This is a genomic window from Ruegeria sp. N7, assembly GCF_056531345.1.
In genome coordinates this window covers 1-25,217 of the sequence record NZ_JBQFLR010000029.1, presented here as the reverse complement: position 1 = coordinate 25,217, position 25,217 = coordinate 1, and the positions used below count along the sequence as shown (strand labels likewise).

The following is a 25,217-nucleotide window of genomic DNA, read 5'->3' as shown; positions in this document are numbered from 1 at the left end:
ACTGAAATAGATTTCAAACCGCCTCCAATAGGACCCTAACAACCAGCCAGATTTTCCCATGACTTGGCCGGTATCGATAATGCGTCACCCCCAAACTCGTACCCCTTTAGCGAATGGAAACAACCTTACATTTACTCAGTCCGAAGCGGCGTGTGAGCTTCGCTGCCTTCAGCGCTTTTACCAAGCGGGCGCTAAAAAACAGGCTCCAGTACAAGCGCGGATCAACCCACAAATCGGGTCCCTCCAAGGCTATACCTGAAACAACAATGTCGAAGTCTTTGGGTTTCATGCCCCGCTTCATCCAAGTATCTGGTTTATTCCCCATAGGTTTGACCATATTCGACCGATCCGGAACAAACGCCGTTTTTTGTTCACCAAGGGCGAGTGTAAAATACTCGCCTTCAACTGGTGTCACACGGTCGTGTTGGCAAACGTTCAAAGGATAGATTTTCGTTTTTCCCAGTTCTGCTTCGCGAAGTACATTCGCTACCGCGCGAGATACGACTGGACCATATGGCCCATTGAAAATTTCGGGCAGCGCCTGAAGCTTTTTGTTCGGATACATTCCAAAAACTAATTTAGGAAAGGCCTCACGGGATTGAACGATCCAGCCCTGTTTTTGTTGTCTACTGCACCAGCAGTCGGCAAGTTGCTTAAAGCCTGCTCGGAGGTAATGGGCTTCATCAACGTTGTGTCATACATGACCTGGCTAAACCAGACGCCTTCATTCTCTTCCACTAATCACCCATTCACAAAAATCGCAAACCGGATCAAAAGATAGTATTTAAACAAATCAAAGGACAACGAGTATGTCCGGCGGTGGTGGTACGACGCGCCGAACTCGTACCCCCTCATTGAAATCATAATCCCCATCAAGACGCGCCGCTCCGCACTGATATTTGCGGAGAGTGTTCAAATTGCGTCCATGAGATGAAAAGTGCGTTGGCGCTCCGGCACTCGGAAAGTGCAGTTCAATACTCTGGCGGTTCGATGAAGTACTCGTGGGGCGGCGCGCCGAACTCAACAACCCCCTCAAATCCAGATGGAAAAACTGGAACGCTCTAAAATCAACACGCGCCATCCACGGATAGAGGATCGCATTGTGGCGAAATTGTGTCCACATCTCGTTTTGAAACTCACTGTTCGCCTTTAGGAAACAAACTTTTTCGGTGAAGTTTGCAATGTTACGGGAATCCCCCAATTTCGGGCTTTGCTTGAGTTGGATAGATTGGGATCAGAATAACCACTTACCCCCTCGTGACGAAGATAGGGGCTGGCCTCGACCCCCTCAGCCAGCCCTTATTCCTTTTCTGGCCACCCCGGCAGATTTTTTGGAGCAGGAACGTCATTCCGAACCAGCCAGTCACGCATCTCCGCCCAGTGGTCCTGTGACCCAGCTGTGTATCGCCGTGAATGTAAATCGGCTAACTGCTGTTCAAGGGAAGGCCACAAGTGCAGCTTGACCCAAGCGGCGATCCGCGCCTGGGCCAAAGCACTTGAGTCGGTCGTCATGATGCCGTCAGTGCCGAGAGCGGAGATTGATACATGCTGAAAGGAACTTGCCACTGCGGCGAAGTTGGCTGGACTCTCGATGCTGTGCCAAAGTCGGTCATGGCCTGCAATTGCACAATCTGTCGGCGTTACGGTGCCCTTTGGGCCTACGGGCACATTGGCTATGACATTCAAACTACCGGGAAAACAAATACATATCTGCGTCGCGATAGCGGGGATATCCATTTCCACTTCTGCGCCAATTGCGGGTGTGTGACGCACTACGTTGCGTGTTTCTCGGACGAAAACGGCCGCAAACTGTCCGCGGTTAATGTTCGAATGTCTGATCCTTCACCAATCAGTGAGATTCCAATCCGTCACTTCGAGGGGCACGACAGCTTTCGAGAACTTCCTCGTGACAGCCGAACTGTAAAGGACATGTGGTTTTGACGTGCTTCCAGGCAGCGGACTTTGGAGCGACTGCTGCGAAGGCCCTTTTCGTCGTCGTCCCGCAGGGCGGATGATATGCAAATCGTTCGCCGCGGCGAGAGTGAGAAGTCAGTTCCGTTGACCTGAATGCTCCACCCTTTGGGCTTTTCATTCATCCGTGCCGACATCAGAGGCAACGCAGTATTAGCTGTCGCACGGCGAGATGATACATCGGGGACGACCCATTGCTGACCTTCACCATTCCTAACAGATGCTGCAGTGCGCCCACCAAAGCGGATGAGGTGGGTGGCTCCTGCTCCACCGGCATCGAATGTGCCAAAGTGCAGTTATCAACGACTGCTAGGAAAGGAGCCACCCAATGACAGTAAAGACCGTCGGCCTCGATTTGGCCAAGGACGTTTTTCAAGTGCACGGCATTTCTGAGAGCGGCCGGGTTATTTTCAACAAGCCGATCAAGCGCGCGAAGCTACTGGCCTTTTTTGAGACGCTTCCGCCCTGCGTCGTAGGCATGGATGCCTGCGGTTCATCCCATCATTGGGGCCGTCAGCTGCGCACGCTCGGTCATGATGTGAAGCTGATGCCGGCTGGCTACGTCAAACCCTACGTGAAGCGCGGCAAGAATGATCCCGTTGATGCTGAGGCAATCTGTGAAGCGGTCCGTCGACCAACCATGCGCTTCGTCGAGATCAAGACGGAAGAGCAGCAAGCCATTCTCTCAATCCACCGGACTCGAGATCTGGCCGTCCGGCAGCGCACCCAACTGGCCAACATGATCCGCAGCCTTTTGCGTGAGTTTGGGCATATCTTGCCCATTGGGATCGAAGCAGTGACGGCTTTTGCAAAGCGTCACCGTGATGGCGACCATCCAGAAATGCCAGAGATCGCCAACGGCATGCTCGGTATCCAGTGCTATCAGATCCTCGGCCTAAACGAACGCATCGATGGCTATTCTAAGATGATCCAGCAACATGCCCTTCTGAATGCAGATGCGCGTAGATTGATGCGTATGCCTGGTATCGGCCCGATCACGGCTTCAGCGATTGTCGCCACTATCGGCGATGCGCATCAGTTCCGAACAGGACGAGATCTGGCCGCCTGGCTGGGCCTCACCCGGCTCAACAAGTCGAGCGGCGGCAAAGAGAAACTGGGCAAGATCACCAAGCAAGGGGATCGCTACCTTCGAAAGCTGCTGGTTGTGGGTATGACATCGCGCGCGGTCATGGCAAAACGGTCGCCAGAGAAAGTCGATCTCTGGACAGCCAAGATCATTGCCGACAAGCCGTTTCGGCTGGCAACAGTCGCGATGGCAAACAAGGCAGCGCGTTCCATCTGGGCAATGCTGACAAAGAAACAGGAATACCGGCAGCCAGCGTTCTGACCGCACAGACTGCCCACGAGATGCAAGACGTTGAAGTGATGATGCGGAAGTAAGTCAACCAAGAGCAAGGACACTCCGGGAATGTCTCCGGCCCTCTGAGGTCGATAAGCCGATTGGAACCTCGCTCGCGGAATTCATCAGGGCCAGTGGAGGCAATGCCAAAACACAAACAGGCCGGACAGACGACAGTACTGACGAAACGACCGCGAAAATCGCTAAAAAACTCTTGCAATGAAGGAGCCACCCACAGATGCCGTTCAATCCGACCCAGTTACTGTCTCCGCTTTGCATTACCGCGAGGCGCCTAGTACCCGACGACTTCCCCCAACACTTCTCCTGCGGCGCCGTCGGGTGGGCGCGTATCTGCGACCGCGGCAAGCGTCAGCGCCAGATCGACTGTATGCACTCGACGCGAGACCCGCTGTGGCGCGAGGCTGAAACCGGCAAAAGCTATGGGCACGTGGGTGTCATAACGCCAGGGCGAGCCGTGGGTGACTGTGACCGAGAGACCGTCGAAATCGTTGATGAACCAGCCGGGGCTGGTGACGAGGTAGATGTCACCCGAGCGGTCGGGGTTGTAGTTGTTGGCCACAGCCCGCATCAGCGCATTGTCGGGCAGGGCGCCCGTACGAATGCGGGACGAAGGCACAGCGAAGGCGATACCTTCGAAGGTCGACAGTTCTTCGGCGATGGCGGTTTCCAGCGCGACAAGGTCGATGTCGTCGCGACTGTGCACCTCTTCCGAGAGGGTGAGGTAGGGGTGGTCATAGCCGGCTATCAGCGGATCGCTAAGGCCAAAGCGCGCGCGGATGCGATCGGCGGCGGGCTGGGTCGCCCAGTGCTCGGGGTTGACGTAGCCGCCCATCTCTCCCAGCTCGGCCAGGTATCCCGGCGCCTCGGGCGTGCCGTGATCGGCGGACAGCGCGATCAGGGTGTTCTCGAGCCCGATCTCGGCGTCGATAAAGGCGAAGAGATCGGTCAGGGTGCGGTCGAGCCGGAGCAGGTTTTCCTCGGCCTCGAGGCTGGAGGGGCCGAAGCCGTGGCCAATGTAATCGGTCGCCGAGAAGCTGACGGAGAGGTAATCGGTGACATCATCCTGCCCCAGGCCCTCGGCTGTGATCAGGGTCTTGGCGAAATCGGCGGTGATCTCGTCCCCGGCAGGGCTGAAGGTGAGCAGCGTGGGGAAATAGGGATCGTTCTTCCACGAAAGCGGATCGACGGTCGAATAGGGGTGCGGGAAGGTGCGCCCGAACCCGGCAAGATCGGTTTCCCAATCCTGATCGTCGCGATCGCCAAAAAGATAGCTATCGATGGGATGGGTCAGCTGCCACGAAGTGCCGAGATAGTTTTGCAGGAAATCCTTAGCGTTCCAATCGGTCACCCAATCCGGGTAGCTGTCGTAATAATAGCTGGAGGTGACGAATTCCCCGGCGGATTTGGAGAACCAGAACGCCTTGCCGGTGTGGCCCGCCATCGAGACGGCACCACGATCCTTGACCGAGACGCCAAAGACCTTGGCGCGGCCCTGGGTGGCGATGGACAGCTCGTCGGAAAAGGTGGTGGTCAGGATGGCGCGGGGCGAACGGCCATCGGAACTGGCGGCAAGCTGGGTGGGGTCGACCTCGGTGTCGGGGTTCACGTCCGCGCCCCGAGTGAGGAGTGGATAGTCGGCGTCCTCGACATTGTAGATAGTGCGCCCCGTGGCGCGGTCGTACCAGAGGTTGCCTACCATGCCATGGGCCGACGGATGCGCGCCGGTGGCCAGCGTGGTATGGCCGACGACGGTTTCAGTATTGGCGTGGGCGTGGTGGGCGTTGTCGTAGTAGACGCCCTGATCCATCAGATAGCGGAATCCGCCCGAGCCAAATTGGTCGTAGTGGCGGAAAGGCAGGTCGCCCCGCAGCTGATCCACAGTGATCTGGAGGATGAGGCGCGGCTTATCCTCGGCTAATGCACCGTTCGCCAAGGAAAACGCCAGGAAGACGGCGCAACTGGCCGTTTGGACAGGTGGCTTTTTCAACATCGAAGGCTCCTTCCTCTCGTCGATCGGCCCACGCGGTGCGCGGGCCGTCGCGTCATCAGTTTAGGGGCAGGACATCCGGGAAGGTCCAGCTGCCATCGAGGATTTCGGCGCGTGGCTGGTATAGCCGGACCGTGTAGTTCCAGCCCGGCGTAAGAGGGATGCAGTTGATCCGGCCATCCTCGCAGCCACCGAAATGGATGGTGAAGGAACCATCCTTATTCGGGGTGGCCGAGGTGTTGTTATAGCTGTTCCGCCCCAAATCGTTTGGCGCGAGGAAGCCGTCAGCGTCGTAGACGGTGATCGACCAGAACGCGTCCACCGGAACGTCTTGCAGCGTCACGGCATGGGGGGTCGCGCCGTCATTCCTATCGACGGCGTCGACAAAGGCGCTGGCCGTCGTGGCCGGCTGCCCCGCCCAGCCCGCCATCCCGATCAGATGGCCCAGCGGGTCCACCTCGTCGCGGCGGCCAAAGGCGATGCTGGCATCAAGGCCGACGGCAGCGGCGAGGTCACTGACCGCCTTCCGTGCAGCGGCAAGGGCGTCGAGATCCCAGTCCGGAGCCTCGAAGGGGCCGGTTCCGCCGCCTTCGAGGCGAATTCCGTCCTGCACCGCATGGGCGCGCGCCGTATCGTCGGGATCGCCCGCGTCGATGAAGGTGCGGAACAGGAGCATCGCGAAGCGGGTCCCGACCTCGTCCTCGGTCAGCTCGTATGCACCGGGTTCGGCATAGGCAAAGTTGTAGTGGTCCTGGCTGATCACCAGCACCGACTGGAACCGTCCGTCGCCCTCCGGCAGCGTCACCGTCACCGGCTCGGACAGATCGATGAGGGCGGACGAATACAAGGTGTCCTGGTTGGGCCGGATGACTGGCTGCGGCTTGTCGGCGGAGGTTACCTCGCGCTCATGGGCGATCTCGCCGACACCTGTTCCGTTGTTCTTCATAGTGAGCCGGAACATCGTATCGCTCTCGGCGCGCATGAGGTTCCGGATCGTGATATCTTCGGCGAGAACTGGTGCGGGTGCGCAGAGGGCAGCGGCAAGGAGAAGGTGTTTCATTTTTCTGTCCTTTCTGTCAGTTCGCGGGCTCGACACCCGGGAAGACCCAGCTTCCATCCAGCACTTCCGGCGCTGCACGATAGAGCCGCACGGTGTATTGCCACCCCTCGACAAGCGGCAGGCAATTCACGCGCCCGTCCTCGCAGCCGCCCAGATGCACGGTCATCGAGCCGTCCTCATTGTACGTCCCGCTGACGGAGTTGATGACATAGGCGTCCATCGCGTTCGGCGCGAAATAACGGTTTGCATCATAGAGGCTGACCGACCAGAAATCCTTGACGGGCACGTCGGCCGGCACTTCGATCTTGTATTTCCCGACCGGCAGGTTCGGCGAGATCCCGAGATAAAGTGCCTCATCCTCTGGCAACCCACCCCAGCCACCGGCCGTCCCAATGAAATGCCGCACTGGATCGACATCCTCCTTCTTGCCGAACATGTGGAAACTGTCCGGAAGGTAGGCGCCGACACCGACGGCGGCCCTTACGAGCCCTATATAGTCCTCTTCGTCATAGGGCGGGACGATGAAGGGTTTGGACGAGGCAGCGTCGATCGACATCTGGTCCTGGATCGCGTGCACGGCGGCCAGGTCCGCGGAATCGGTCGCATCCAGCAGGACGCGCAGATAGACGGCGACATATGGCGTGTCAAACGTGTCCATATCGAGTGTATAGGCGCCGCCACCGTGCAAGACCTTGTTCAGGTAGTGGTCCTGGTTGATGACCATCGCCGACATGTAGCGGTCGCCGACATCCGGAAGGGTGACCGTCGCGCCCTTGCTGATATTGATGATCGCGACGCTATAGAGAGTGTCCCGGTTCGCGCTGATGGTGGTCTGAGCATGGACGGGCATCATTTCGCGGAAGTGGTAGAACTTGTTTACCCCTCCAGCGAGGGCAACATATTTGCCGAACTCGATATCTGTCGCGGCACGGATAAAGTTGTCTACCGTGACTGGGATTTCCCTGCTGTCGGCAAGTTGGTCCACTGTGGTGTCGAAGTTTTGGGCATGAGCGGGACCAGAGACGATCGCGGCCAGGAATGCAAGAAACAAAAATATGCGGTTTGCCAACTGTTTACCTTTCATGAGTCGCCCCTCAAGTCTTCGTTTTCCTGGCGTTTTATCATAGTGCGACCGGTCATTTTGTGACAAAGAGACGCTATGAGACAGAAGTTGGTCAACATCATCGAACTGGCGCACGTCGTGGACATTCTTGACAGCTTCGTCCCGAAACACGTCGTCGAGAGTGCGCTCCGAACGGCTGGTCTCGACCGTAAGATGCTGTCAGAAGGAACCGGGTTTGTTTCCTACGCTGCTGAGGCCGTCATTCTGGAGTCCGTCGCCCGCATGATAAGCGATCGCCATCTGGGTGCCAGGGTTGGCTGGGCCTTCGACTACTTGGCTTACGGAGCTTATGCGAACTACGTGCTGGGCGCACCGGATCTGCGATCTGCGCTTGACCGCGGGCGACGCGCGCTGTCGCTGACGCATCCTGGCTCTGAAATCGTGATCCGACAGACTGACACGCACGTTGTCGTCGGACGAGACTCGAAAGGCTTCTCGGTCGTCGGCCACCGACACCTCGACGAAGGGGCGCTGTTCGTTATTTCCAAGGTGGCCAGGCATTTCCTCGGCACGGACTGGCAGCCCGATTGGTTTGAACTTCCCGATGGCAATGGTGACGACAAGTCAAAGCTTGCAGATCTGTTCGGCGCACCTGTTAGGACGGGAGCCCAGTCACCGTCCGTCGCGCTTCGGCTTTGCGACCTTGACACGCGAAACCCGCACCCCTTGCAGTCTCGGAAGACTATTACATTGGGGGACCTGGGTGCGCTCATGGGGGTTGAGCCGGTTCAGTCCATTGAAGGCGCGGTTTTGCAAATCATGCGCGCTCATCTTCCGACAAGTGTGCTTTCCGAGAGCAAAGTTGCGGCCCATCTTGCGATCGGCCCCAGGTCACTTCAGAGGGCCCTTAGGGCGGAAGGGACGGCATACAGGACAATCCGCTCTATGCTCATCGAGGAGCAGGCGCGCGAAATGCTTCAGAAATCGGACATTCCGGTCGAACGGATCGCCGAAATGCTGGGATACAAAGAGCCGAGAAGCTTTCGCCGTGCGTTCAGGGAGTGGACCGGCTCTTCACCAAAGAGCTTCCGGGGAAACCGAAACACAAACACTTGAGTCGTTGCCGCTGATCACATTCGCATATACACGATGGATTTTCTGGAAACGCTAGGCGTCCCGAAGTCTGCCAAAAAATTTCGAATTTCCCAGACCTGCGCTTCGTCCGCTCTGCCGGCATTTGCCGTTCTTGAGAATGTGCGGCCGCAGCGAATGGCAGGTCCGGCGACGCCGCACTGCGGAGACTGCAAGCGGGGAGAAGGGCCGCAAAGGGCCGTCCCTGTTTGGGTTTGTGGTTCTCGATGGGTAGAATGCTGCAACTGACCCAATGACCGCGAAGAGCCCAGAGTGCAAATTGCTGCGGTCGGCCCAAATACGTGCGAAGCGTGCGTCGCTGCCGTTGGTCCTACAATGGACGGCCCATTCCGGACGTTGACCGCCACTCGAAGTGCCGCAACGCAGAGTTCTTCACAATCATATTTGATCCTATTGCATGTTCTTTCTGCTCACTCAGACGCGACGGGCTGTTAACGGACCATGGACGCATCTCTTTTTCGTTGTGCGTCTCGGACCAGCGCCGCAAGCCGATAGAAGCCGTGTGCCATTTTTGTGTAGGGCGTCAGCAGGAAGAAGGTCAGGACCGATCCGAGGTGGATGGCCAGCAGTGCGGGCATCAGAGGTGTTGAACCGAGGGCGTAAAGAACCAGCCCGCTGAGCCCCACAAACCCGAGCAACAGGATGAAGCCGATATCCCCGCCCCAGGCCGACGGATCGCCGAGGTCTCGGTCTGACTTTAGCTTGAGCAGCGCCATCGCACCGCACCCCACCGTCAGCAGAAGCCCCCCGGAAATCCCGAACAGTTTCGGCAACGACCAGAACCCGTAAGTCGCGTACATTCCGAAGACATAGTGCATGATCGTCGCCACCGAGGTCGACGCAAAGCACAGCAGAAAACCATACATAACAGCGTGGTGGATGTGACGTCGGCCCTGACTGAACCGGTCTTCGTCCTCAAAGTTACAACCCTCGCCATGGCCTGCGGCCAGATCCTGCATCTTGCCCGCGCGTTTGAGCGCAACCGTCAGATCAGACATCTGGATCGGTTTGCCACCAACCTCTGCCCAATAGCGCCTCAGGCTGAAGGCGATACTGAACAGAGGAAGCAGGAATGCAGGCGCAAAGATCGCGACCATCGCGTTGTGGGACAGGACGGCATAAAACCCTTCGCCTCCACTGGAACCGATGGCGCGGGTCGCCCAGAACAACAGGGCAAATCCGACCACCAACGCCAGGGCGATGGCTCCGCCATGGGTGTGGAACCGGCGTGCCAGCGGCTGCGGCCAGGCGAAGCTTTCCCAACTGTCTCGCCGCACTTCAGCCAGCGCCTTGGGCAGGTTCAGGTCAAACGCGTGCGGGGCGGTGTACTGACAGGCGTAGTAACAGCCCCGGCAGTTGTGGCACAGGTTGGCCAATTGCGTGATGTCCCCATCCGAGAACGCGCGCTCTGCGTGCAGCGACGGGAAGACCGAGCAATAACCCTCGCAATAGCGGCAGGCGTTGCAGATCTCGGCCTGGCGGCGGGCTTCCTGAATAAGATCAGTTTGCATAAGCGGCGGCCTCTCGTCCTGCGATGCGTCCAAAGACAGTTCCGATGGTCATGCCAAAGCCCGCCAGATAGCCTTGCCCAAGGATGGACCCGGCCATCGTTTCCCCGGCCGCCCAAAGGTTTTTGATCTTGCCGCTTGGGATCGAGCACTGGGCTGTCTCGTCAACCTTCAACCCAAGATAGGTAAAGGTCACGCCGGTCCGCATCGAGTAGCCGTAAAACGGCGGTTCGGTAATTGGGCGCGCCCAGTTGGTCTTGGGCGGGATCAGGCCCGAGGTCGCCACCCCGTCCAGTTCGGTCGGATGAAACCCGCTGGTGTCACCGCAGGCGGCGTTGAATGCGCTGACGGTTGCTTTCAGTTTCTCCGCGGGCAGGCCCATCATCCCGGCCAATTCGTCCAACGTGTCCGCCTTTAGCGGAGGGAACACGGACGGCATGAACAGGTTCAGCGATTTGGCGTCGATGATGGCATATCCCACCTGATCCGGCTGCGCCGCCACCAAACGGCCCCAGATCGCGTAGCGTTTGGGCCAGACGTCTTCGCCCTCGTCATAGAACCGCTCGGCATGTTTGTTCACGACGATGGAAAACGGAACGCAGTCCAGACGGGTGACGATGCCGCCGTCGAATTTCGGCGCGCGCCCGTCGATGGCAACGGCGTGGCATTGGGTCGGGTCGCCAACGCTTCCTACTCCTTGGTCCAGTAGATCAGACAGGACAACGCCTCGGTTGTAAGGCGTTCCCCGGATCAGGAAGTTCTTGGCAGGTTCACCCCAGGCTCGGGTGAGCCAATCCGTGTCGGCCTGAAAGCCGCCGGAGGCAACGATGACCGCCTTGGGCGCGATGCGATGAGACTGGCCTTCATAGCTATAGTCGACCCACTCGATCCGATCACCATTCAGTTCCAAATGCGTGACGGCGGCTTCGTACAGCACATCTACACCCAAACCTGCCGCCGTGCGGTAATAGGCATTCACCAGAGATTTGCCGCCCCCCATGAAAAACGCATTGGTCTGTGCCAATGACAATGTGCCGGAAAGCGACGGCTGAAACCGGACCCCGTGTTCTTGCATCCAGGGAAGGCATTCTTCCGACGTGCGGATCGCCAACCGGGCAAGATGTTCATCGGTTTTTCCACCGGTGACTTTCAGCAGATCCGAGAGGTATTCGTCTTCGCTATACGCCTCGACGAGCGGACCCAACGGGCCCGAATGCATGCAGCGAAAATTGCGCGTATGGCGTGAGTTTCCGCCGCGATAAGGTTTTGGCGCCGTTTCAAGGATCAGAACACGGGCGCCTGCCTCGGCTGCAGTCATCGCAGCGCAGAGAGCCGCATTGCCGCCACCGATCACAGCGATATTGTAAGCTTCCTTTGGGGTGGCCATATCCTGTCTACCTACTGGCTTTCGTCGATTGAGCGGTCGCGGTCCTGCAACGCGCGGATGCGCATCCGCTGCGCAGCCTGAATATGCGCGCGCATCTCTGTCTCGGCCGCTGCGCCATCGCGGGCTTTCAAAGCCGCCATGATGCGCCGATGCTCGGCCACTGCGGCCTCGGCGCGGTCGCTATCCAGCAATTGCGAGGGACCCAGGATCAACAGCGCCTTTTGCAAGGACAACATGGATTTTGCCAGAAATCGGTTCTTGGCCGCATCCAGAAGTGTTTCGTGAAAGATCTTGTTGATTTGGGCCGCATCGGGGCCAGTACCCGCCTCGGCCAGCCGGTCGTTCAGAACTTCAAGCTCGTCCAGTTCGACATCAGACGCCGCGCGGGCTGCCAGACGGGCCGCTGTCCCTTCAAGCACGGCGCGCATCTCATAGAGTTCCATGACCTCGGCGTAATCCAGACTGCGCACGGTGGCACCTTGCCGTGGCACATGTGTGACCAGCCCGTCGGCTTCCAACTGCCTTATCGCCTCGCGCACCGGGGTACGGCTGACGCCCAACCGTTCCGAGAGCTCAATCTCGCGCAGCCGGTCGCCGGGCAAAAGAGTGCCCTCGCGAATCTCGCACAGCAGGCGCTGATACGCAGAATTGCCTTGTGGGCCAGGTTGTAACGGGTCGTCCTGAAGGGTCATCGCAGGCTCTCTTGTCATCTTGCGTCCAGTTGTATACACATGGATACATTATAAGTCAACGAAGCTGGAACGCTTACCTTGCACAGCCAAACCGATACCCCCTCTCTTCTGACGAAACGGGCCGTCACGCTCGGCCTGGCGGTGTCGGGCACTGGGGTATTTTGGGCGCTAAACCTGCCGCTACCTTTTCTGTTCGGGCCAATGAGCGCATGTTTGATTGCAGCTCTTGCGCACGCACCGATGGAAGGCTTTGGAAAGGTCTCGGTTGCCGCCCGCACTATACTGGGCGTGGCGGTAGGGGCATCGATTACGCCGGCTCTGTTTGCTGAATTGCCAAAAATGGCCGCGTCAATTGCGCTGATCCCGTTCTTCATCCTGCTAATCGCGCTGGTAGGTGTGCCATTCTTTCGCAAATTCTGGGGCTTTGACTCCACAACGGCTTTCTACGCAGCCATGCCGGGCGGTTTGCAAGACATGATCATCTTTGGCACTGAGGCGGGGGCCAATCCGCGTACCTTGTCCTTGATCCACGGTACGCGCGTGCTGATCATCGTGACGTTGGCCCCCTTGTTCCTCACCGTGCTCTATGATGCCCAACTCACCAATCCGATTGGCGAGCCCGCGCACAACCTGCCAATACATGAATTGGCGCTGATGGTTCTGTCCGCCATTATCGGCTGGAAAGGCGGGGAGCGGATCGGCCTGTTCGGGGCGTCAATCCTGGGGCCAATGATCCTTACGGCCGCCTTGTCACTGGGCGACTTCATTCATACCCGACCGCCTCGCGAGGCCATACTTGCAGCGCAGTTTTTCATTGGCTGCGGAATTGGTGTGAAATTCGTAGGTGTCACATGGGTCGAACTACGCCGGGTAGTGGCAGCGGGCTTCGCCTATGTCATTGTCCTTGCCGTCCTGGCAGCCGCTTTCACCGCCGTTGTCACCACCTTGGGACTGGGCCAACCTGTCGAGGCGTTTCTGGCCTTCGCGCCCGGTGGGCAGGCAGAGATGACGGTGCTGGCCATCGTCTCGGGCGCGGATTTGGGCTTTGTGATCACCCACCATCTGACAAGGATCGTGCTGGTGATCATCGGTGCGCCCATCGCCGCAAATCTTATTCTGCGTTGGTCCAAACCTCGGGGTTGATCATGTTGATCGGAGCGCCTTCGGCATAGGCGTTCACCTGATCGAAAATATCCGCGAATTGCAGGTCGAACTCGTCTTCAGTCACAAAGCCGATATGTGGGGTCGCGATCAGGTTGGGATGTGACAAAAGCGGGTCGGTCGGATCAATCAGTGGCTCGGAATCGAACACATCAATCGCCGCTTTGCCGGGGCGACCGACGTTCAGCGCCTCAAGCAAAGCACCAGGTGCGATCAGCCCGGCTCGCGAGGTGTTCACAAACAGTGCCTCCGGCTGCATCTGTGCGAAATCCGATGCGGTGATGATCCCGCGCGTATCCGGTTTCAAGCGCACATGGACCGAGACAACATCGCTGCTGCCAAAGAACGCTTCACGGCTGGGCGCGACCTGCGCGCCATCGGCCTGCGCACGCGCCCGGCCTTCTACGGATGACCACCAGACCACATTCATCCCAAAGGCCTCGGCATAACTTGCAATGGCGCGAGCAATGCGGCCATAGCCATAGAGCCCCAACTGACGCCCCCGCAGCGTCTTGCCCACGCCCGCCTGCCAGTGCCCTGCTTTGACCGAGGCCATTTGTGCGGGCAAATCCCGCATCCCGACCATGATTAACGCCCAAGTAAGTTCAGCTGCAGCATAAGACGGCGTTCCACCATGCATGTTCGAACACAACAACACGCGGTGATCTGTACAGGCTTCGACATCGACATGAGGATAAACGCTGCGCTGGCTGATCAGTTTCAGGTTCGGTAACTTCCCCAGCAAGGAGCGAGTGACTTTGGTACGTTCGCGGAACAGCACCAGCACCTCTGCTTCCTGCAATCTCTCGGCCAGAGTGTCAGTGTCTTCGACATGATCCGTCCATACCGACACCTCATGACCCGTGAGTCTCTCAAAGCAAGGCAGGCCACGCAGCGTGTCAAACCAGTCATCAAGAATGTGGACCTTCATCGGCTTTCTATACCCTGCTCGGTGTTCAGTTTTCTTGGCGTCGGCACAAAATGACATGTGTCGAGAGCGGCAAGTGCATTGCGGACCCGTTCGCTTTGATCCAGCAGATGGTTGAACTGCTCATCGCAGCCAGCAATCGGTGTCGGATAGACCGCGATGTCCCGCCGTAGGGCCGACTGCGCCAACATGAGTTCCTGACGCGCGATATCGAGGCATTCCGAGTAGTTGTCCATCGTGTCCTCCCATTATGTATACAATAGTATACTATTTGGGTTGCACTTGATCAACTCCTGTTCCAAACAGACTCAGGCACATAAACATGCCCGTCCGCCAACTTGCGCGCGGTCCGCACCAAACCCGCCGCGTTCACTGTGAACCCGTCGGTGGTGGAAAAATCCACCAACACGTCGATATTGCCCGAGGCGTGTTCCAGAACGACTTCAGCCGGGCTGTTCGTGGGGCGATCCAGCAAACCGTCGGCGACGGTTCCGGGAGTCAAAGCGCAAGACGCCATGCATTGCGCGCCGGTGACCGCCATGGTCGGGTGGGTTTTCCACGGCATGAAATACCGCACTGCGAGCGTTCCGCCCTCTCTGGCCGGAGCAACAAGGCCGAACTTAGGGGTGACCGATTTGGACACATCCCCCATACCCATCCGCTGCCCTGCTTCGATCCTAACGGCCTCCATCCGGTCAAAGAACGCGCGGTTTGCGTCAAGTTCCTTGGCGCTCTCATAGCCCGTCAATCCGAAGTCTGTGGCGCGGGCGATAGCCATCGGCATAGCGACATCCATGAAGGTCAGTTCGACGCCCTGAACTGCATCGCGCAGGTTGCCCGTAGGCAGGAACGCTCCGGTGGCCGAGCCCACCACGCCCATGAAACTCAACTGCACCGGCGCTGAATGACCGGGAACGCCGGCGATCTCCGCATCACCCTCATAGGTCAATTCGCCCCCGGGTGTATTCACCTTGGCCACGACCCGAGCCCCAGTGTTGACGGCCCGAATGCGAACTTCAGTTTCATCACCCTGCGGTTTGAACAAGCCCATCTCGATGGCAGCAGGGGCAACCCCGGACAGGATGTTGCCGCAAGTCGGTTTGAAATCGACCAGCTTGTCCTCGACCGAGACCTGCGCAAAGAAATAGTCGATATCGGCCCAGTCATCCTCGCTGACCGACAGCATCGCGACCTTTGTGGTCACCGCCGCGCCGCCGCCGATGCCGTCGATGTTCAGCGACTGCCCGGACCCAAGAGCGGCGATCAGCACCTCGGCCAGCGCGTCCAGATCCTCAGGCAAATCCGAGCGGCGGAAATACGGGCCTTTCGACGTGCCGCCACGCATCAAGATATAAGGGATTGCGGTTTGAGTCATTTTGAACCCCTCACTTCAACGGCCAGGGCAGGCTGACCATGTCCTGCAACAGGCCTGGCGGGAAATCGCGGTTCAGAGCGCCCGCCATCAGGCACATGAACCCGATGCCGCAGGCGGTCAGGATCAGAGTCATCTGCCAGCTGGACCCGGCGCGGATACGGAGAAAGGCGATCAGGAACCCTATCAGGGCGAGGATGAAGCCCACCACCCACGTGGCCGCGATCATACTGGCGAACCACGCCAGAGTGGACCACAGACCGTGGGGTGCGCTGGCGTCTTCACCGGCGATTTCCTTGTCGGAAAAGATCACGTCGCCTTCGGGACGTCGCATCATCTGGATCAGAAGGACCACGCAACAGAATAGCGAGACGCTGCCGATAACCAGCGGGATGATCTTGTCGGTCATATTGTAGTCGGGGATCATGTTGGCGTTGACCAATGCGACGATCAGATAGGCCATGATCACCAGCAGAAAGATAAGCGGCGCGCGTTTGGTACCGGCCTGAACATCACCCTCGGCCATGATCATCTTGGCCTGCCGGATACCCAGAATGACCGAAACAACCGTGACCACGATCAGCACGATGACGATAGGGCTGAAGACATATTCCATCCCCTCGCCAAAGCTTTTGCGGAACCGGAATGAGGCGATCTGGAACGCCTGATTGGTGAACTTCTCAACCGGGTTCGACAGAACGAAACCGATCAGGAAGGCCGGGCGCGACCAGTCGAAACGGCGTAAAAAGATGCCGATCAGGCCGATCACGAACAGGGCCAGCAAGTCTTCGAAGTTTTGGCCGGATTGGAACGCCGCAAAGCTGATCAACATGAACAGGAACGGCGCCAGATAGGTGAAGCGGATCGTGGTCAGCTTGGCGATCCCGCCCGATGCCGCGATGCACAGGATGGTCCCGACGACGTTGGCCAACGCCAGCAGCCAGACGATCGAATAGGTGATGTCGAGATTGTCCTTGAGCATGCTCGGACCGACCTCGATATCGCCTGACCCCAGCAAAGCCACCGCGCCGATGAAGATCGCCATCGAGCCTGAACCAGGGATGCCAAACAGCAGAGTTGGCACCAGCCCTCCACCCTCTTTGGCGTTGTTCGAGCTTTCCGGGCCGATGACGCCGCGCACTTCGCCTTTGCCGAAATTGCTCTTGTCCTTGGTCGATTGCACCGAGTGACCGTAGGCGATCCAGTCGACAACCGAGCCGCCGAGGCCGGGAATGACTCCAACAATCACGCCAATGATCGAACAACGCACCGACAGCCATATATTTGCGAACCAGTCTTTGACGCCGTCCAGCCAACCGGCGCCCAGTGAGGCCCCCTTGGCAATCGACCGATCTTGACGCAGCAGCGATACGATCTCGGGCACCGCAAAGATACCCAGGCCAACGATGACCAGCTTCAAACCGTCCGTCAGATAAGGAATGTCGTAAGTTGCCATGCGCAGCGAACCGCCTGCATCCGCCTCACCAATCGTGCCGACCATCAGGCCCAGACCGGCGGCGGCGACTCCTTTCAGCGGGATCCGCCCGGCCAAAATGGCGACCATCGACAGGCCGAGAATTGTGATCATCAACATCTCGGGCAGGCCGAAGGCCAGAACGATGGGTCGCGCGATAAGTATGAACATGGTCAGGAAGGTCGCGCCGACGAGCCCTCCGAATAGGGACGAGGAAAAGGCTGCTGACAAGGCCCGTGCAGCCTCGCCCTTTTTCGCCATCGGAAAGCCGTCCAGCACGGTGGCCTGCGAAGCAGAACTGCCGGGGATGCCCATCAAGACGGACGCAAACGTGTCCGAGGTCGGCACCACCGCGACCATCCCGATCATCAGCGCCAGACCAAGGATCGGGTCCATTCCGAACATGAAAGGCAACAGCAGGGACAGACCGGCAATACCGCCAAGCCCCGGAAAGACGCCCACAGCCAGCCCCATGACGACGCCGAGAATGAGATACCCCAGAACGATGGGTTGCAGGATCAAACCCCACGCGTCACCAAGCGCAGGTAGAGCGGTGGCGAAAACCTCCATAGCGGCCGCCTTTCATAAACTGTTTTGTATGTAGAGAAACGCGCGCCCTTCGTTGGGCGCGACGACGTGTCAGCTTAGTTCAGCTCGACGCCGTAGGCCTCTTTCAGCCAGTTCAGGACGTATTGCTTGGCATTGTCATCCACATTGGTCGCCGTCTGCAGAGCAGATTTCGAGCCGTCGCCGACGAACACCGGATACTTGCCGACGTGCTTCGAGGAGATATCAGCAAAATCACCCCGCTCGGTCACTGCTTGAAACGCTGCGGTATAGGCGTCGACGACGTCTTGCGGCGTGTCACCGGGCAGGAAGGCCAGCTTTTGAACCGGGAAACCTGCCACGAAGAAGGCTTTCCATGCGTCCCATGCCTCACCACTGGTTTCGCAGCCATCGGTGGCCTCGCAGACCTCCTTGAAAGTCGGAATGTCCGGGAAGGTCGGGTCACGAACGATATTGCCATCAGCATCCAATGCGCCCCAAGTCATCATGGGAACGGCCTGACCGGCTTCGACCAGCGGGACCGAACCACCCAGATAGCCCGAGGACGTCTGGTAATCTATATTGGCTTCACCACGTTCAAACATCAGCCGACCATCCCCGCGGCCTTTGATCCCAAATACCGGTTCCACATTCATACCCAACATCTGCCAGGCCAGCAGAGGCACAAGGTCCAAACGGGTTGCACCCTGCGAGCCGTAGATGAAATTGGTGTCCTTCAGCGCATTGGCAGAGCCGTCAAACTTGGTTCCGTCCTCGGCGTTCAGATACGCAACACCACCCGTTCCAGATGCCATTACCGGAATCCAATCGTTGTATTCATAGCGTACGCGGGGATCGCTCAGCAGATACGGGAACTGAGTAGACCCGGACGTGCCAAACAAAAGGGTACCGTCATCATGGCTTTTTTCCTGAAACCAGTTCGCGCCTTTGGTTGATCCCGCGCCCGGCATGAACTTGACCACCACAGTCGGCTGACCGGGCAATGCCTCGGATAATAGTGGCGCGAAGAAGTTGGCCCATTTAGCCGACCCGCCCGTTTCCGAGAACGGAATGACCCATTCGATGGTCTTGCCCGAGAAATCGACCTCGGCAGCGGCAGGTGCAGCGAGTCCGGCAGCGGCGATCAGCCCCACGACGGCACGACGAGTGAAGTTGGAAATGGCCATTGGTTCCTCCCTGTTGACCAGACAACCACGTCGGCGCCCTCCGCGCCACCGTGATTGCAATTAGAACTGCGGGGTTGATTCCCCCTCCCATCTGGCAATCATGGGGCGCCAACCTTGCGCGAAACTTGCGGGAGACCTGATGCGGATCGTCATTGTCGAGGATAATGAGACCCTTGCCAACGCCATTGCCTATCGCCTGCGGGATCGGGGCCATGCCGCTGACGTGCTGACAGATGGCGGCGCGGCCGATTTGTATCTGGAGCAAGAAGGCGCAGATCTGATCGTTCTGGACATCAACCTGCCGGGTCGGTCTGGGCTTGAGATTTTGCGGTCCCTTCGCAACCGGGGTGACAGCGCGCCCGTCATCCTGCTGACCGCGCGCACCGAGACCAGCGACCGCGTTTCGGGTCTGGATATGGGCGCCGACGATTACTTAGTGAAACCCTTCGAGATGGATGAACTCGAGGCCCGCATCCGTGCCCTGTCCCGCCGCAAACAACTGGATTACGGTGCGCGCGAAACGATCGGAGACCTGGAATTCGACCGCACCGCCCGGCAGGTGAGCGCAAAGGGCCAAGTTCTCGATGTGCCGCGTCGGGAAATGGCTGTGCTTGAATGCCTGCTGGAACGTCGCGGCAGGATCGTCCCCAAAAGTCAGTTGATCGACTACGTCTACGGCGTGGGAGCCGATGTCGACGATTCGGCCGTCGAGCCGCATGTGTCACGACTGCGAAAACGCCTTCAGAACCTTGGCATCCGGATCAAGACCGCCCGTGGCCTTGGATATCTGCTAGAGGTGCAGAAGTGATCCGGCACGGCTCACTCAGGCTCAGGCTTTTCATTCTGATCCTGACGCCATTGGTGCTGCTCGCAATCCTGCTTGGATACTGGCGCTACACGGTTGCTCAACAAACGGCACAGGAGCTTTTTGACGACAGCCTATTGTCCGCCGGTCTGGCCATTTCTCGCGATGTGGCGGTGTCAGAAGGCGATGCCCTGTCGCCCACCACGCGCAGCTTGATCCGCGACGCATCGGGCGGAGAGATTTTTTATCACGTGACCGGACCCGGTGGCATCTACGTCACAGGGTATGCATACCCTCCGGCCGCTGCAAACCCGTCTGAGCAAGACGCGTACCAGCCGAGGTTTTTCGAGGCGATCTATCGGGATGAGCCGGTGCGCGTACTGAAAATGACCGAGCGCGTCACACTTGATAACCTTGTGGGCGATGCGACAGTAACAGCTTGGCAACGCGTTGCGGATCGCAACGCCTTTGCCAACGAACTGTCGATCCGCGCCGCGATCCTGATGGGTATCCTGCTGGCCACCCTTGCTGTTGTCGTGTGGTTCGGCGTCGCGCGAGGGCTGCGGCCCTTGCTGGATTTGCAGGATGCGATCGACCTACGCTCACCTGACGACCTGAGCGAAATCAAACGCCCGGTCCCGGTCGAGGTTCATGGCATTGTTCAGACCTTGAACCGGCTGTTTGGACAGGTCGAGCACAGCATCAACGCCCATCAGGTGTTTATCTCAGAAGCCGCGCACCAGCTGCGAAATCCGGCGGCAGCGGTCCAGTCCATGGCCGAGGCGTTGCGGGACGCAAGATCGGATGAGGACAAGGACAAACGGATTATCGAGCTTGTGTCGGCAGCGAAAAACTCCGCCACGGTGGCCGAGCAGCTATTGTCGTTGGAGCGGTTGCGGCAACCTACGCATCAGGATCAGATGGACAAGATTGATTTCCGTGCGGTTGTGGAAGAAGCCTGCGCTGACATGGGTGTACAGATCCTCGCAAAAGGGATCGAGTTTGATGTTACGATGCCGGACTCGACAATTCCGGTTTCAGGAGATCAGGTTTTTTTAACTGAGGCCATCAAAAACCTGCTGGACAACGCAATTAAGCACGGTGGGACTAAGTTGAGCCAAATTTCAGTCGCGCTGCGCTCTGATGGCGAGAACGTAAAGCTTACCGTATCTGATGACGGAACCGGCCTTTCACCCGACCAAAGCGAAGCCGTTTTCAGTCGATTTTCGCAGCTGGAATATTCCGAAGGTAGCGGTTTAGGGTTGTCGATTGTCTCAGCTGTCGCGAAGCGCCACGGAGGAGTGGCCGCAATCAACCAAGCCGAAAAAGGAGCAAGCGTCACGCTCGAGCTTCCCATAGCCCTGTAGTTTGTTTCAATTTCTGCTCGGAACCCGAAACCTGTCACAATCAAAGAGAGTTTTTCGATTACAGCGAATGACCGGTTTCCACCCCAGGTGCCGGGCACGGTGGTCTTGATACGTCTTCACCGGACTTTGAAGCCTTTTGCAGCGAAATGGCGCTTGGTCCCGCTGCCCTGCCATCTGAGAAGCGCGTGGGAAGGTCCGGTTTGCGTGGTTTAGAGCCTTCTGCGCGAGCAAAAACTCAAAGTGCAGTTAAGGTCCGGTTGGGGCTCATAGTACCAATTCGGGCTTGTCGCAGAGAAGGGCAGATGCGAGCCTATCGCTGACCGCTAAGTAAACTCCAGGTCTCTGTTTTTGTGAGTGTTCTGGTTTTCGTGTCGGCAGTTCGATAAGTAGCGACAAGTTAAGACAAGAGTAGACAAATCATGGTGCCAACCAGATGACCGAACGTGCTCAACCGTTATTGGCGACGCTGATTGATGCCGACAACGTACCAGCCAAATTTGCGGAAGCAATTCTCAAGGAGGTCGCTTCAATAGGCGAACCCGCGCTTAGACGAGTTTATGGCGATTGGACCAGTAGTCGGTTGAAAGGTTGGTCCGAGGTAATCTTATCGCTGGGTCTTGTTGCACACCAGCAGACCGCCAATACGTCGGGTAAGAACGCATCCGATATTGGTCTTGTGATAGATGCGATGGACATCCTACATGGAGGTCGGTTCGACGGGTTTGTCTTGGTTTCTTCCGACAGTGATTTCACCAGTTTAGCCAATCGTCTCAGAGAGGATGGCTTAATGGTGATTGGCATCGGAGAGAAAAAAACTCCGGAGCCACTTCGGAACGTGTGCAACCGGTTCATTTTTATTGAAAACCTTGTAGCAGACGAAGGCGAAGCCAAGAAACTAGCTTCTGCAAAGGAGCAGCCCCAAAAAGCGGCAAAGTTACTCTTGGATGCCATGGCACGTATCCAACAAGATGACGAGTGGTTTCACCTTGGGCAACTTGGCCAGTCAGTAGTCGCTGCACATCCAGATTTTGATGCTCGGACCTACGGAAAGGGAAAACTGAGCGATCTCGTAGCTGCGATCAAAGGCTTCGAAACGAAGAGACAGGGCAACAGCCTCTTCGTTCGTTACGTCCAGCCAAGGGCAAAGTCCTGAGAATATCCACTTACCTTCAACCTGACTGACCGTTTTGTCCCGCACACTTTCAGTTTCTTGCGTTCTTGATTTTGCGGTTGCAGCGAATGGCAGGAATGGCGGGCCGCACCGCGGCGCAACCGCGGGTGGTTGAACTGTGGCTAAGGGCCGTTTGGATATATCGTGGAGAACAGGGCAGGGACTTGTGCTGCTTCTGCACTGAGGTCGGCAAAGAGCCCAGAGTTCCAAGTTTCTGTTTCGCAGCTAAAGTCCGCTTTGTTGGGCACTTGGAGTCCCGGTTGGCGATCAATCTCGGATAGTGGTCTCAGTTCCGAGTTTACTTTGAACATGTCGAGAACTACGGTCCATTCTGACAACTCCGACGAGAAATTCTCAGACAATGCCCGTGACAAGCTACATCTTCACTGTTTCCCCCCCGCCGCGCGCCTAAGCGTGTCTTTTGCCGCGCACGCGTGCGCGCAAGACTGACGCAGGCGCGAGACGTCGCTTAAATCGCGGCCTCCTGTAGGCATACAGGGTTAGGTTGCGTGCGCCTTTTCGCCTCCAAATCTCGAAACTTCCCACCGTGATGCAAACGCCTTTTGGGCCGTGACAGCATCATGGTCGTCTGGCTGTCTGGAGGCCAATACACATGAATAAACTTACTCCACTCTTCATTCTCAGTTTGTCAGCAACACTTCAGATGATCGGTGTCGGCATGATCGTCGCACTTCTTCCACAACAGGTTCATGCAATGACCGGATCACTTGAATGCGTCGGTCTCGTCGCCTCGGTTTTTGCGTTTGCCTATCTGCTTGCGCAACTGCCGATCAGCGCTCTGTCAGACCACCTGGGCGCAAAGCGTTTCCTGGTCACTGGTTATTTACTCTGCGCAGTGTCTGGTGTTGTCTTCTTTTTCACCGAAACCGCTGGGGGCATCTTCTTGGGTCGCGCCGTACAGGGCATCGGTGAAGCTCCGATCTGGGCGCTCGGGCCAGCTATTCTTTCACTGGCCTATCCGTCAACCAAGGGGCGGGTGATTGGCATCTACAATGCGGCAATTCACATTGGCCTGACGGCGGGTCCGTTATTGGGTTTGCTCGTCGCGCCGAACGGCCAAGGCAGTCTGCCGTTTCTGATTTTTGCAGTGCTGTGCCTGTTCGCAGGACTGTGTGTCTTTTTCTTTCTGAAACCCGTTGCCGTTCCTCTTGGACAGTCTCGACCGAGCTTTGCACAATTTATCAGGCTGTTGCGCCAAAGGCAGACGTTGATCCTGTTGTTGGGTGTCCTTCTGTACGGCGCTGGATACGGTGTTTTCCTAACGGTTTTGCCCGTTTCTTTGGCATCCACACATAGGTTTGGCGCAACGGCCATCAGCCTGCTGTTCGTGGTGTTCTATGCGGCCATCAGCCTGTCGCAGATCGTTGCAGGAGCACTCTCTGATCGGTTCGGACGGAAGGGGTTTCTGATCTGGGGTATGGCGTTGGCGGCTGTTGGACTCGCGGCATTCCCGCTCTTTTTAGGGCTTTGGGCCTATATTCCACTTGGATTTGCCAGCGTTGGATTGGGAATTTTCTGCGTGGCATCCATCGCTGAATTGAACGAGGAAGCCCCCGACACACTCAAAGGGGCCATATCGGGCAGCTACTATCTCTTCTGGTCTGCGGGCTACGTGCTTGGCCCACTGTCTATTGGCGCAATCAGCTCGAACGTTCCATTCATTGGGTTCGGAACGCTCGCTGCCTTGCTTGGTGTTCAAGCCTTGGCGTTGGTAAGGGTTCAAAGCTAACCCCCACTCAACACACAGGCATCTCTTCTACGTTTGGGATGCCTGCTTCACGACTTCATTGCTGAGCCAGTCGCCAATATTGACCTCGCTGGGTCGTAGAAGTGGCAGGCTATTGGCAAAGCGGACTTTGGGGAAACGGTGCTGAACGGCAGGTCTAGTCCCATGTAGCGAGTTCAGGCAGCCTTTGTTTTGCGCTCGCAGCGAACGGCAGGTTCGACGGGGTCGCAGTGCAGTAACATTGACCAAGGTCGAACGGCAGGAAAGGGCCGGAAACACGATCGTGGTTTCCCGCTTGATCCCATCACCGGCAACAAGAAAGCTTCACTGCGGCCTTTTCTGCCAGCATTCTATTATAGCAGTAAGATGGCATCGCTGATCATCGTCGTATTAGATTTTCCGCAAGTATGCCCAAGAGACATACCCCTTTAGTCTACGAGCACGCTCCAATGAAACGCGGCACCAACGTGTGCCACCGGTCTGCTCGCAGCTGTGAACTCGTAGTGCGGTTCCATTTGGAAGACCAACGATCACATTGAACCCTGTTCCAGGTCCGCTGCGCATTTTTAGCATGTCACCGTCTTCGACTCCAAAAACCTCATATGGTCCCAGTGACGCCGCCGCAGCCGGCTCAACGCCCATGACGACCCCTAGGAACAAAGCCGCTAAGGGTGAGAAGATTGCATTGCGCATCTTGATGTCCTGCTTGTTGCCTCAACTACAATCGTAGCAATTCGGGTCACCAGAAGGAACAACTCCCAGAAAGAAATGTACGTGATACCAAAGCCTAAACCCCTACATATCTTCCAAGTGGTGGGGAACTCTGGCCCAGTTGGGGGCATCTTTCGCAAAAACCTTTTTCGATGGGCTGAAGTTGTTTGGTTCATCCAGTGTCCCAGCTGCAATGCTCGTCAATCCGAAGGCTGTCACACCCCACAAGCCTGACCCGCAGGTACCGCAGAAATGCTTGATAACAGGTCGGCCTTCCTTTGAGGTCTTCTCAAAGGTCCGTGGTTTGCCCTTCAGTAGCTGTAGATTTTCTGACTTTATCATGTACCCGGCGTAGCCATCTGTACCGGTCATCGATAGGCAATCTCTGCAAAAACACATGAGTTGCAGTACCGCTTCACCGGTGATCCGGTAGCGCACTTCACCACAGAAGCACCCACTGGACGTGTCGCGGTTTGCTGCCGCTCCTTTGATAGCATTTATTGCAGCAAAGGAGACGAACTATGGGACTGAAACGGACGGACGAATT

Annotated in this window: 22 protein-coding genes; 8 read left to right on the top strand and 14 right to left on the bottom strand. The window is 57.6% G+C overall.

The features are described 5' to 3' along the window. Positions 1–106 precede the first annotated feature (106 nt). On the bottom strand, positions 107–565 hold the full coding sequence (locus ACR0ES_RS19485; RefSeq protein WP_480773485.1) for a hypothetical protein: 459 nt from the start codon (positions 563–565) through the stop codon (positions 107–109). Between the two features lie 980 nt (positions 566–1,545). On the opposite strand from ACR0ES_RS19485, the gene ACR0ES_RS19480 reads away from it, so the two are divergent. Further along, positions 1,546–1,941, top strand: a complete 396-nt coding sequence (locus tag ACR0ES_RS19480) for a GFA family protein (RefSeq protein ID WP_480773484.1) — start codon at positions 1,546–1,548, stop codon at positions 1,939–1,941. 358 nt (positions 1,942–2,299) lie between these two features. Beyond that, complete coding sequence (locus tag ACR0ES_RS19475) at positions 2,300–3,319, top strand: IS110 family RNA-guided transposase (protein WP_480871546.1); 1,020 nt, start codon at positions 2,300–2,302, stop codon at positions 3,317–3,319. 304 nt (positions 3,320–3,623) lie between these two features. On the opposite strand, the gene ACR0ES_RS19470 is transcribed toward ACR0ES_RS19475, so the two are convergent. The 3 genes from ACR0ES_RS19470 to ACR0ES_RS19460 are packed head-to-tail and all read right to left on the bottom strand — an operon-like array spanning position 3,624 to position 7,483. Next, the gene (locus ACR0ES_RS19470; RefSeq protein ID WP_480871545.1) at positions 3,624–5,342 is read right to left on the bottom strand and encodes an alkaline phosphatase family protein; all 1,719 of its coding nucleotides are present in this window, start codon (positions 5,340–5,342) and stop codon (positions 3,624–3,626) included. Positions 5,343–5,397: 55 nt separating this feature from the next. Beyond that, positions 5,398–6,399 (bottom strand): DUF1214 domain-containing protein, encoded by a 1,002-nt coding sequence (locus ACR0ES_RS19465; protein ID WP_480773487.1) that lies wholly within the window; start codon positions 6,397–6,399, stop codon positions 5,398–5,400. A 16-nt stretch (positions 6,400–6,415) separates the two neighbouring features. Continuing rightward, positions 6,416–7,483, bottom strand: coding sequence for a DUF1214 domain-containing protein (locus tag ACR0ES_RS19460; RefSeq protein ID WP_480773488.1), 1,068 nt, complete (start codon positions 7,481–7,483; stop codon positions 6,416–6,418). A gap of 75 nt (positions 7,484–7,558) precedes the next feature. Here ACR0ES_RS19460 and ACR0ES_RS19455 point away from each other — a divergent pair, with 75 nt between their 5' ends. Beyond that, on the top strand, positions 7,559–8,578 hold the full coding sequence (locus tag ACR0ES_RS19455) for a helix-turn-helix transcriptional regulator (RefSeq protein ID WP_480529167.1): 1,020 nt from the start codon (positions 7,559–7,561) through the stop codon (positions 8,576–8,578). A gap of 467 nt (positions 8,579–9,045) precedes the next feature. Here ACR0ES_RS19455 and tcuB read toward each other — a convergent pair whose 3' ends face one another. Genes tcuB through ACR0ES_RS19440 form a run of 3 tightly spaced genes read right to left on the bottom strand, consistent with a single transcriptional unit; the run spans position 9,046 to position 12,201 of the window. Next, on the bottom strand, positions 9,046–10,125 hold the full coding sequence (gene tcuB, locus ACR0ES_RS19450; protein WP_480773489.1) for a tricarballylate utilization 4Fe-4S protein TcuB: 1,080 nt from the start codon (positions 10,123–10,125) through the stop codon (positions 9,046–9,048). Further along, positions 10,115–11,509 (bottom strand): FAD-dependent tricarballylate dehydrogenase TcuA, encoded by a 1,395-nt coding sequence (tcuA, locus tag ACR0ES_RS19445; protein ID WP_480871543.1) that lies wholly within the window; start codon positions 11,507–11,509, stop codon positions 10,115–10,117. Before tcuA ends, tcuB begins: the two co-directional genes overlap by 11 nt. Before the next feature lie 11 nt (positions 11,510–11,520). Further along, positions 11,521–12,201 carry a GntR family transcriptional regulator gene (locus ACR0ES_RS19440; protein ID WP_480773491.1) on the bottom strand — a complete coding sequence of 227 codons (681 nt, stop codon included), beginning with the start codon at positions 12,199–12,201 and terminating at the stop codon, positions 11,521–11,523. A 78-nt stretch (positions 12,202–12,279) separates the two neighbouring features. Between ACR0ES_RS19440 and ACR0ES_RS19435 the strand changes: the two genes are divergently transcribed. Beyond that, positions 12,280–13,344 (top strand): AbrB family transcriptional regulator, encoded by a 1,065-nt coding sequence (locus ACR0ES_RS19435; RefSeq protein ID WP_480773492.1) that lies wholly within the window; start codon positions 12,280–12,282, stop codon positions 13,342–13,344. Here ACR0ES_RS19435 and ACR0ES_RS19430 read toward each other — a convergent pair. From ACR0ES_RS19430 to ACR0ES_RS19410, 5 genes are all read right to left on the bottom strand, one after another. Further along, entirely contained in the window at positions 13,313–14,293 is a 981-nt protein-coding gene (locus ACR0ES_RS19430; protein WP_480773493.1) for a D-2-hydroxyacid dehydrogenase family protein, read from the bottom strand. The genes ACR0ES_RS19435 and ACR0ES_RS19430 overlap by 32 nt on opposite strands. Further along, on the bottom strand, positions 14,290–14,526 hold the full coding sequence (locus ACR0ES_RS19425; RefSeq protein WP_480773494.1) for a hypothetical protein: 237 nt from the start codon (positions 14,524–14,526) through the stop codon (positions 14,290–14,292). The genes ACR0ES_RS19430 and ACR0ES_RS19425 overlap by 4 nt, the downstream gene beginning before the upstream one ends. Positions 14,527–14,576: 50 nt before the next feature. Beyond that, positions 14,577–15,665, bottom strand: a complete 1,089-nt coding sequence (locus ACR0ES_RS19420; protein ID WP_480773495.1) for a 4-oxalomesaconate tautomerase — start codon at positions 15,663–15,665, stop codon at positions 14,577–14,579. A gap of 10 nt (positions 15,666–15,675) precedes the next feature. Next, on the bottom strand, positions 15,676–17,706 hold the full coding sequence (locus tag ACR0ES_RS19415) for a tripartite tricarboxylate transporter permease (protein WP_480773496.1): 2,031 nt from the start codon (positions 17,704–17,706) through the stop codon (positions 15,676–15,678). A gap of 74 nt (positions 17,707–17,780) precedes the next feature. Then, positions 17,781–18,869 (bottom strand): tricarboxylate transporter, encoded by a 1,089-nt coding sequence (locus tag ACR0ES_RS19410; RefSeq protein WP_480871542.1) that lies wholly within the window; start codon positions 18,867–18,869, stop codon positions 17,781–17,783. A gap of 139 nt (positions 18,870–19,008) precedes the next feature. Between ACR0ES_RS19410 and ACR0ES_RS19405 the strand changes: the two genes are divergently transcribed. The 4 genes from ACR0ES_RS19405 to ACR0ES_RS19390 all read left to right on the top strand — a co-directional run bounded on the left by ACR0ES_RS19405 (position 19,009) and on the right by ACR0ES_RS19390 (position 23,962). After that, a complete protein-coding gene (locus tag ACR0ES_RS19405) occupies positions 19,009–19,677 on the top strand; it encodes a response regulator transcription factor (RefSeq protein WP_480505559.1) in 669 nt (222 codons plus the stop codon). Further along, positions 19,674–21,041, top strand: coding sequence for a sensor histidine kinase (locus ACR0ES_RS19400; protein ID WP_480871541.1), 1,368 nt, complete (start codon positions 19,674–19,676; stop codon positions 21,039–21,041). Before ACR0ES_RS19405 ends, ACR0ES_RS19400 begins: the two co-directional genes overlap by 4 nt. A gap of 433 nt (positions 21,042–21,474) precedes the next feature. After that, positions 21,475–22,194 carry an NYN domain-containing protein gene (locus tag ACR0ES_RS19395; protein ID WP_113789668.1) on the top strand — a complete coding sequence of 240 codons (720 nt, stop codon included), beginning with the start codon at positions 21,475–21,477 and terminating at the stop codon, positions 22,192–22,194. 631 nt (positions 22,195–22,825) lie between these two features. Next, positions 22,826–23,962: an MFS transporter gene (locus ACR0ES_RS19390; RefSeq protein WP_480871540.1), complete on the top strand. Its 1,137-nt coding sequence runs from the start codon at positions 22,826–22,828 to the stop codon at positions 23,960–23,962. A gap of 387 nt (positions 23,963–24,349) precedes the next feature. On the opposite strand, the gene ACR0ES_RS19385 is transcribed toward ACR0ES_RS19390, so the two are convergent. Then, positions 24,350–24,652: an SH3 domain-containing protein gene (locus ACR0ES_RS19385; protein WP_480609275.1), complete on the bottom strand. Its 303-nt coding sequence runs from the start codon at positions 24,650–24,652 to the stop codon at positions 24,350–24,352. 102 nt (positions 24,653–24,754) lie between these two features. Continuing rightward, positions 24,755–25,162 carry a GFA family protein gene (locus tag ACR0ES_RS19380; protein WP_480871547.1) on the bottom strand — a complete coding sequence of 136 codons (408 nt, stop codon included), beginning with the start codon at positions 25,160–25,162 and terminating at the stop codon, positions 24,755–24,757. Between the last annotated feature and the right edge of the window lie 55 nt (positions 25,163–25,217).

Excerpts from the sequence above, each read along its gene's own strand:
- ACR0ES_RS19460 (WP_480773488.1), bottom strand. The coding sequence starts at position 7,483 with ATGAAAGGTAAACAGTTGGCAAACCGCATATTTTTGTTTCTTGCATTC.
- ACR0ES_RS19385 (WP_480609275.1), bottom strand. The coding sequence starts at position 24,652 with ATGCGCAATGCAATCTTCTCACCCTTAGCGGCTTTGTTCCTAGGGGTC.
- tcuA (WP_480871543.1), bottom strand. The coding sequence starts at position 11,509 with ATGGCCACCCCAAAGGAAGCTTACAATATCGCTGTGATCGGTGGCGGC.
- ACR0ES_RS19425 (WP_480773494.1), bottom strand. The coding sequence starts at position 14,526 with ATGGACAACTACTCGGAATGCCTCGATATCGCGCGTCAGGAACTCATG.
- ACR0ES_RS19415 (WP_480773496.1), bottom strand. The coding sequence starts at position 17,706 with ATGGAGGTTTTCGCCACCGCTCTACCTGCGCTTGGTGACGCGTGGGGT.
- ACR0ES_RS19405 (WP_480505559.1), top strand. The coding sequence starts at position 19,009 with ATGCGGATCGTCATTGTCGAGGATAATGAGACCCTTGCCAACGCCATT.
- ACR0ES_RS19485 (WP_480773485.1), bottom strand. The coding sequence starts at position 565 with ATGTATCCGAACAAAAAGCTTCAGGCGCTGCCCGAAATTTTCAATGGG.
- tcuB (WP_480773489.1), bottom strand. The coding sequence starts at position 10,125 with ATGCAAACTGATCTTATTCAGGAAGCCCGCCGCCAGGCCGAGATCTGC.
- ACR0ES_RS19430 (WP_480773493.1), bottom strand. The coding sequence starts at position 14,293 with ATGAAGGTCCACATTCTTGATGACTGGTTTGACACGCTGCGTGGCCTG.
- ACR0ES_RS19395 (WP_113789668.1), top strand. The coding sequence starts at position 21,475 with ATGACCGAACGTGCTCAACCGTTATTGGCGACGCTGATTGATGCCGAC.
- ACR0ES_RS19480 (WP_480773484.1), top strand. The coding sequence starts at position 1,546 with ATGCTGAAAGGAACTTGCCACTGCGGCGAAGTTGGCTGGACTCTCGAT.
- ACR0ES_RS19410 (WP_480871542.1), bottom strand. The coding sequence starts at position 18,869 with ATGGCCATTTCCAACTTCACTCGTCGTGCCGTCGTGGGGCTGATCGCC.
- ACR0ES_RS19470 (WP_480871545.1), bottom strand. The coding sequence starts at position 5,342 with ATGTTGAAAAAGCCACCTGTCCAAACGGCCAGTTGCGCCGTCTTCCTG.
- ACR0ES_RS19475 (WP_480871546.1), top strand. The coding sequence starts at position 2,300 with ATGACAGTAAAGACCGTCGGCCTCGATTTGGCCAAGGACGTTTTTCAA.
- ACR0ES_RS19420 (WP_480773495.1), bottom strand. The coding sequence starts at position 15,665 with ATGACTCAAACCGCAATCCCTTATATCTTGATGCGTGGCGGCACGTCG.
- ACR0ES_RS19390 (WP_480871540.1), top strand. The coding sequence starts at position 22,826 with ATGAATAAACTTACTCCACTCTTCATTCTCAGTTTGTCAGCAACACTT.
- ACR0ES_RS19465 (WP_480773487.1), bottom strand. The coding sequence starts at position 6,399 with ATGAAACACCTTCTCCTTGCCGCTGCCCTCTGCGCACCCGCACCAGTT.
- ACR0ES_RS19455 (WP_480529167.1), top strand. The coding sequence starts at position 7,559 with ATGAGACAGAAGTTGGTCAACATCATCGAACTGGCGCACGTCGTGGAC.
- ACR0ES_RS19440 (WP_480773491.1), bottom strand. The coding sequence starts at position 12,201 with ATGACCCTTCAGGACGACCCGTTACAACCTGGCCCACAAGGCAATTCT.